Source organism: Methylobacterium sp. WL103 (genome assembly GCF_008039885.1).
GTDB lineage: Bacteria > Pseudomonadota > Alphaproteobacteria > Rhizobiales > Beijerinckiaceae > Methylobacterium > Methylobacterium cerastii.
The window spans coordinates 1-6,576 of record NZ_VRUX01000221.1 but is presented as its reverse complement, the minus strand read 5'-3'; the positions used below and the strand labels follow the sequence as shown (position 1 = coordinate 6,576).

The 6,576-nt window shown below is 71.4% G+C and carries 7 protein-coding genes; 5 read left to right on the top strand and 2 right to left on the bottom strand.

What is annotated here, in order from left to right:
- Positions 1-339: site-specific integrase (locus tag FV222_RS14310; RefSeq protein WP_281406887.1), on the bottom strand; the 339-nt coding region annotated here is incomplete at its 3' end.
- The gene (locus FV222_RS14305) at positions 336-488 is read right to left on the bottom strand and encodes a histidine kinase (RefSeq protein ID WP_147752334.1); all 153 of its coding nucleotides are present in this window, start codon (positions 486-488) and stop codon (positions 336-338) included. The genes FV222_RS14305 and FV222_RS14310, both read right to left, overlap by 4 nt.
- Positions 489-808: 320 nt before the next feature.
- Between FV222_RS14305 and FV222_RS14300 the strand changes: the two genes are divergently transcribed.
- The 5 genes from FV222_RS14300 to FV222_RS14280 form a co-directional block, all read left to right on the top strand.
- Positions 809-1,414, top strand: coding sequence for a shikimate kinase (locus tag FV222_RS14300; RefSeq protein WP_147752335.1), 606 nt, complete (start codon positions 809-811; stop codon positions 1,412-1,414).
- A 7-nt stretch (positions 1,415-1,421) separates the two neighbouring features.
- Positions 1,422-2,540, top strand: coding sequence for a 3-dehydroquinate synthase (aroB, locus tag FV222_RS14295; protein WP_147761954.1), 1,119 nt, complete (start codon positions 1,422-1,424; stop codon positions 2,538-2,540).
- A gap of 178 nt (positions 2,541-2,718) precedes the next feature.
- The gene (locus FV222_RS14290) at positions 2,719-3,978 is read left to right on the top strand and encodes a glycosyltransferase family 87 protein (protein WP_147761955.1); all 1,260 of its coding nucleotides are present in this window, start codon (positions 2,719-2,721) and stop codon (positions 3,976-3,978) included.
- Positions 3,979-4,091: 113 nt separating this feature from the next.
- On the top strand, positions 4,092-5,390 hold the full coding sequence (locus FV222_RS14285; RefSeq protein WP_147761956.1) for an HlyC/CorC family transporter: 1,299 nt from the start codon (positions 4,092-4,094) through the stop codon (positions 5,388-5,390).
- 227 nt (positions 5,391-5,617) lie between these two features.
- Positions 5,618-6,576: GGDEF domain-containing protein (locus tag FV222_RS14280; RefSeq protein ID WP_147814782.1), on the top strand; the 959-nt coding region annotated here is incomplete at its 3' end.

Here is a 6,576-nt window from a genome sequence, read left to right as displayed (position 1 = left end):
GCGCGGGCCGGCGAGCGGCGCGCTCGGGTCGGATTCGGCCATGCCCTCGGCGTAGAGGAACTTGTGGAAGCCGCGGATGCAGGACAGCCGGCGCGCGGCCGACGCCGGCTTCAGGCCCCGCGGCTCGAGGGAGGCCACGTAGGCGCGAAGGCCCGCCGCCTCGATCTCGGCGAGGTCGAGACCTTCGTCGGCCAGGTAGCCGAAATAGTCGTCGAGGTCGCGCCGGTAGGCCTCGAGGGTGTTCTTCGCGGCCCCGCGCTCGGCGGCCAGCATGTCCAGGTAGGCCGCGATCTCGGGAGGCGTGGGCGGTTCGGGCTCGGGCGGGCGCGCCCGCTTCACCGAGCGCCCGGCTGGAGCTTCGAGGCGGGGATGGCGACGCTCATCTCCCGCGGCGTCGGCGTCACGAAGGTCGCGAGCGCGAACATGCCGGCGAAGACGAGGCCTGCCAGGATCGCGAGGGTGGCGAAGAAACGAAACAGGGTCGGCACAGGGGGCGAACCTCGGGGCACGCGGACGCAAGGGTACGTGGGGCGCAGCGGGAACGGTGCGTGTTTTGCGCTGCGGCACCTCGGGTTGCACCACGCCGCCGCGACGCTGGCAAGGCCCGCGGAGACACAGCGCGCGCGCGATTCGCCGAGACCACGCGGCGAACGCGCCTGCCCCGAGATACCGGGGGGCAGGGGGACAGAGAGGCGGGCCGCATGGGTGATAACCCCTCGGACTTGGTATATGACCCGGGGCTTCGCCGCCTGCGCGCCCGCACCCGCCGATCCGCCCGTCCGTTGCCAGCTATGCCGAGCCCCTTCAGATGACCACGCCCGAGCCGACGGGCGATCCGATCGAAGCGCGCCTGCGCCGGGCCCTCGGCTCGCGCTCGATCGTGCTCGTCGGCCTGATGGGGGCGGGCAAGAGCACCGTCGGCCGACGCCTGGCGAGTCGCCTGGGCCTGATCTTCAAGGACGCCGACATCGAGATCGAGGCGGCCGCCGGGCTGACCATCCCCGACATCTTCGCGATCTACGGCGAGCCGAGTTTTCGCGACGGCGAGGAGCGGGTGATCTCGCGCCTGCTGCGGGCGGGGCCGCTGGTGCTGGCCACCGGCGGCGGCGCGTTCATGCGCGAGACGACCCGGGCGCGGATCGCGGAATCGGGCGTCTCGGTCTGGCTGAAGGCCGAGCTCGACGTCTTGATGCGGCGCGTGCGCAAGCGCGGCAACCGCCCGCTGCTCCAGACCGAGGACCCGGAGCGGACCATGCGCGACCTGATGGACCTGCGCCATCCGGTCTACGCCGGCTCCGACGTGACCGCGCTGTCCCGCGACGTCGCCCACGACCGCGTCGTGCAGGACGTGCTCGACGCCCTCGACGCCTACCTCAACCCGCCCGACGAGAGCCGCGCGGTCGCCGCGCAGTGAACCCCGCATGACCGACCCGCTCACCGTCCACGTCCCCCTCGACCAGGGGCGCGACTACGACATCCTGATCGGCCGCGGCCTGATCGCCGGCGCCGGCGCCCGCGTCGCGGCTTTGGGCGGCAAGGCGGCGGTGATCGTCAGCGACGAGACCGTGGCGTCGCTCTACGGCGACGCCTTGCGCGCGAGCCTGGAGGATGCGGGCCTGCGCTCGGGCCTCGTCGCGGTGGCGCCGGGCGAGGCCTCGAAATCCTACGCGACCTATGCCGCGGTCTGCGACGGCCTGCTGACGCACAAGGTCGAGCGCGGCGACCTCGTGGTGGCGCTCGGCGGCGGGGTGGTCGGCGACCTCGCGGGCTTCGCCGCGGCGACCCTGCGGCGCGGCGTGCGCTTCGTGCAGGTGCCGACGAGCCTGCTCGCCCAGGTCGATTCCTCGGTCGGCGGCAAGACCGGGATCAACGCGCCGCTCGGCAAGAACCTGATCGGCGCGTTCCACCAGCCCCGCCTCGTGCTGGCCGACACGGCCACCCTCGACACGCTCTCGGAGCGCGAGATGCGGGCGGGCTACGCCGAGGTCGCCAAGTACGGCCTCATCGCCGACGCCGGCTTCTTCGACTGGTGCGAGGCCAACTGGCGCGGAATCTTCTCCGGCGGCCCGGAGCGCGACGAGGCGGTGGCGATCTGCTGCCGCGCCAAGGCCGGCGTCGTGGTCCGCGACGAGCGCGAGGACGGCGAGCGCGCGCTCTTGAACCTCGGCCACACCTTCGGCCACGCGCTGGAGCGCCTCACGGGCTACGAATCCGCCCGCCTCGTCCACGGCGAGGGTGTCGCGATCGGCTTGGCGCTGGCCTTCCGCTTCTCGGCCCGCCTCGGCCTGTGCCCCGGCCAGGATGCCGGCCGCGTCGCCAACCACCTCGCGCTCGCCGGCCTGCCGACCACGCTCCAGGCCGTGCCCGGGGGCTGCGGCGACGCCGACGCGCTGCTCGACGCCATGGCCCAGGACAAGAAGGTGAAGGACGGCGCGCTGACCTTCATCCTCGCCCGCGGCATCGGGCAGAGCTTCATCGCCCCGGGGATCGAGACGAACGCGGTGCGGGCGTTCCTGCAGGACGAGCTGGGGGGGGCGTGACGCGGCCACGGTTGAGCCGGTAGGAGGAAGCATCGATCCTCCCACCCTCCACCTCCGGATGAGGCTGTGAGAGGGAGCGGCGGCCGCAGCCTCGAATCATCCGCACCGCCGTTAACGGCCGCGGAACGCGCCACGCCTATTCTCGCGGCTCTAAGGCTCGCGCAGGTTTGGTCCACCCATGTACCCGTCACGGCTGGTCGCCGCCCGCATCGCGCGGATCGGGGACGATTTGCGCGCGCGGCTCGCCGACGAAGCCGGGCTGCTGCGCTTCGCGCGGCTGGCTGCCGCGTTTCTCGTGCCGACGGTTCTGGCGATCGCCTACCTCGCCTGCGGCACCGGCCCCGATCCGCGCCACAACTGGCTCGGAGACGTGATGGGCAGCGACCTCGCCCAGGTCTGGGTCGTCGGCCGGACGGCGCTGAGCGGGCGTGCGACCGAAGCCTACGAGCTGCCGACGCACCTGCAGAACCTCGCCGCCGCGTTCGGGCCGGACTGCCGGTTCGCGTGGCATTATCCGCCGGTGTTCCTGCTGGTGGCCTCGCCGCTCGCGCTGCTGTCGCCGCAGGGCGCGTTCCTCGCCTGGATCACCCTCTCGCTGGCGGTCTTCTCAGGCGCGCTCCTGGTGGCGACCGGGCGGCGCGACGCGGTGCTGCTCGGGCTCGCCCACCCGCTCTTGCTCTGCAACCTCACCTACGGCCAGAACGGTCTCGTCACCGCCGGACTGCTGACACTCGGCGCCGTGCTGGTCGACCGGCGGCCGTGGCTCGCCGGATGCTGCTTCGGTTTGGTCGCCTACAAGCCTCAGCTCGCGGCGCTGGCGCCGTTCCTCCTGCTGGTGACGGGCCGCCGGCACGCCCTCGCAGCCTGCCTCGCCACTGCGTTGGCGCTCTGCCTCGCATCCGTGGCCTTGTTCGGGGTCGCGCCCTGGCAGAGCTTCCTCGCGACCCTGTCGGAGACCAACCGCATCATCCTGCGCGAGGCCGGCGCCGGGCTCGACATCAACGCCAGCGCCTTCGGCGCGGTCCGGCTGGCCGGCGGCTCCTTCGCGGCGGCCTGGGCGGTGCAGGTCGCCGCCGGCCTCGCGGCGCTGGGCTTGGCCTGGCGTATATGGGCCGCCGACGGCGCCGTGGGCTTACGCGCGGCGACGCTGCTCGCCGCGGCGCCGATGGTCTCGCCCTACGTGCCCGTCTACGACCTCGCCCCGCTGGTCCCGGCGACGATCCTCCTCGCGCTCGCCGCCCACCGCGCGGGCGGGCTGCGCCGCCACGAGTGGGCGCTGATGCTCGCCGTGCCGCTGACCGCCTTGCTGCGTCTGGCGATGGCCTCGACGGGCATCTCGTTCGGCTTCCTCCTCGGCGTCGCGACCTTCGCCTGCATCGCCGCGCGGGCGCTGCCGCAGCGCACGACGCGCCTTGCGACCGCGGCGGCCCATCCCTGACCGTGTGCTTCCGAGGATAGGGAAATCCGGCGCCGAATCCCCTATGAGGGATGTCGCCGTCGCGCCTCGATCCCGAGCCTGCCGCCACGGCACAGGCTTGAAAACACGGCCCCATGGAAACCCACACCGACCTCTGGCTGGCCGCGAGCATCGTCGTGATCTCGCTGCTGCTCTCGGCCTTCTTCGCCGGCGCGGAGACCGCCTTCACCGCCGCCTCCCGCGCGCGGATGCACACGCTGGAGGAGGCGGGCGACGCCCGGGCCGGCATCGTCAACCGCATCCTGGCGATCCGCGAGCGCTTCATCGGCGCGATGCTGATCGGCTACAACATCGTCGCCATCGGCGCCTCGGCCTTCATGACGAGCGTGCTGACCGCGATCTTCGGCAAGAGCGGCGTGATCTACGCCACCGTCGGCATGTCGGTGCTGGTCATCGTCTTCGCCGAGGTGCTGCCGAAGACCCTCGCCATCTCGAAGCCGGACAAGGCCGCCCTGCTGATGGCCCGCCCCGTCGCCTTCGCGGTGGCGGTGATGGGGCCGCCCGCGATCGCGATCGAGAGCCTGGTGCGGCTGATGCTGCGTCCGTTCGGCGTCACCATCGGCGACCACCAGTCGATCCTTTCGGCGACCGAGGAGATCCGCGGGCAGGTGGCGCTGCTGCACCGGGAAGGCGGCGTGGCCAAGGCCGAGCGCGACATGCTCGGCGGCCTGCTCGACCTCTCCGACCTCTCCGTCTCCGAGGTGATGGTCCACCGCACCAAGATGCGGATCATCAACGCCGACCTGCCCTCCGAGGAGATCGTGCGCGAGGTGCTGGCCTCGCCCTACACCCGGATGCCGCTGTGGCGCGGCACCACCGAGAACGTCGTCGGCGTGCTGCACGCCAAGGACCTGCTCCGGGCGCTGGACGCCGCCGGCGGCGACGCCTCCGGCCTCAAGGTCGAGGCGCTGGCGCTCGAGACCTGGTTCGTGCCCGACACCACGAGCCTGCGCGACCAGCTCAAGGCCTTCCTCTCGAAGAAGACCCACTTCGCCCTCGTCGTCGACGAGTACGGCGAGGTGATGGGCCTGATCACCCTGGAGGACATCCTCGAGGAGATCGTCGGCGACATCGCCGACGAGCACGACGTCACGGTCTCGGGCGTGCGGCCGCAGGGCGACGGCTCGGTCAACGCCGACGGCGGCGTCCCCATCCGCGACCTCAACCGGGCGATGGACTGGCACCTGCCGGACGAGGAGGCGACCACCATCGCCGGCCTCGTCATCCACGAGGCGCGCGCCATTCCCGACCAGGGAACCGCGTTCAACTTCCACGGCTTCCGCTTCCAGGTCCTGCGCAAGTCCAAGAACCGCATCACCGCGTTGCGGATCACGCCGTTGGAGGCCGCCGGCAACAAGCGCGGCGACGGGTAAGGTATCAAAGCCTGGGCTGTCGCGAGGATGCGCGACCGAGAGAGCCGAGCAAGAGGTTGAAGACAAAAATGCCTAACCTATGATAAGTCCACTAGGTTTTATGTCGTCGTGGCAGAAGCTTTAGGCATTATTTATCACCTCGAATAACAATGTTGAAAATCTCGGGACGCAGGGGTGCAGAGGCAGTCCCGACCTCGGAGTGATCTGCGGGATACAGCAAGCCGTCCATGCGTCTCGACATCCCGACCCTCCTGTTGGTGACGTTCGTCCTCACGTTCCTCGTGGGCGTGCTGTTCCTGCTGTCCTGGGTGCAGGCGCGCGGGACGCGCGCGCTTGCGATCTGGGGCGTCGCGCACCTCGGCGGCGCCGTCGCGTCCGGCGGGCTGGCGTTGCGCGGCATGATCCCCGATTGGGTCTCGATCGGCGTCGCCAACGCCGTCATGATCGCGGTGTACGGGCTGATCTGGAGCGGCGTGCGGGCTTTCGAGGGGCGGACGCTGCGCCTCGCCCTCCCGGTACTTGGCGGCGGTGTCTTCGCGGTGGCCTGCCTCGTGCCGGGCTTCTACGAGTCGATCGCGGCGCGGGTCGTCCTGGCCTCGTCCATCGCCGCCGGCTTCTGCGGGGCGAGCGCCTACGAAATCTGGCGCGGGCGCGCGGAACGGCTGGTGTCGCGCTATCCGGCGATGGTCCTGCTCTGCGCCTACGGGCTCTGCTACGCCATCCGGATTCCCGCGGCGCTGATCGCTCCGCTTCCGACGGGACCTGACGCCCTGCAATCGCCCTGGGTGGCGATCCTGTGCTTTGCCGCGATGCTGTTCACGATCGCCATCGCCTTCACGTTCATGGCGCTGACGAAGGAGCGGGCCGAGCGGTCGCAACGGCTCGCCGCGTCGATCGATCCGCTCACCGGCATCGCCAACCGCCGCGCCTTCGTGCAGGAGGCCGAGGCGCTGCTGGCGCGGCCATTGCCGGCTGCGCTGCTGCTGTTCGACCTCGACCACTTCAAGCGCGTGAACGACACCTACGGCCATGCGGTCGGCGACGGGGTGCTGGTGGCGTTCTGCGCCCTGGGACGGGCCCTGCTGCCAACGGAGCGGGTGTTCGGGCGCCTCGGCGGCGAGGAGTTCGCCTGCCTGATCCCGGTGGACGGTCCGGAGGAGGCGCGCCGGGTCGCGGTGCGGTTCGG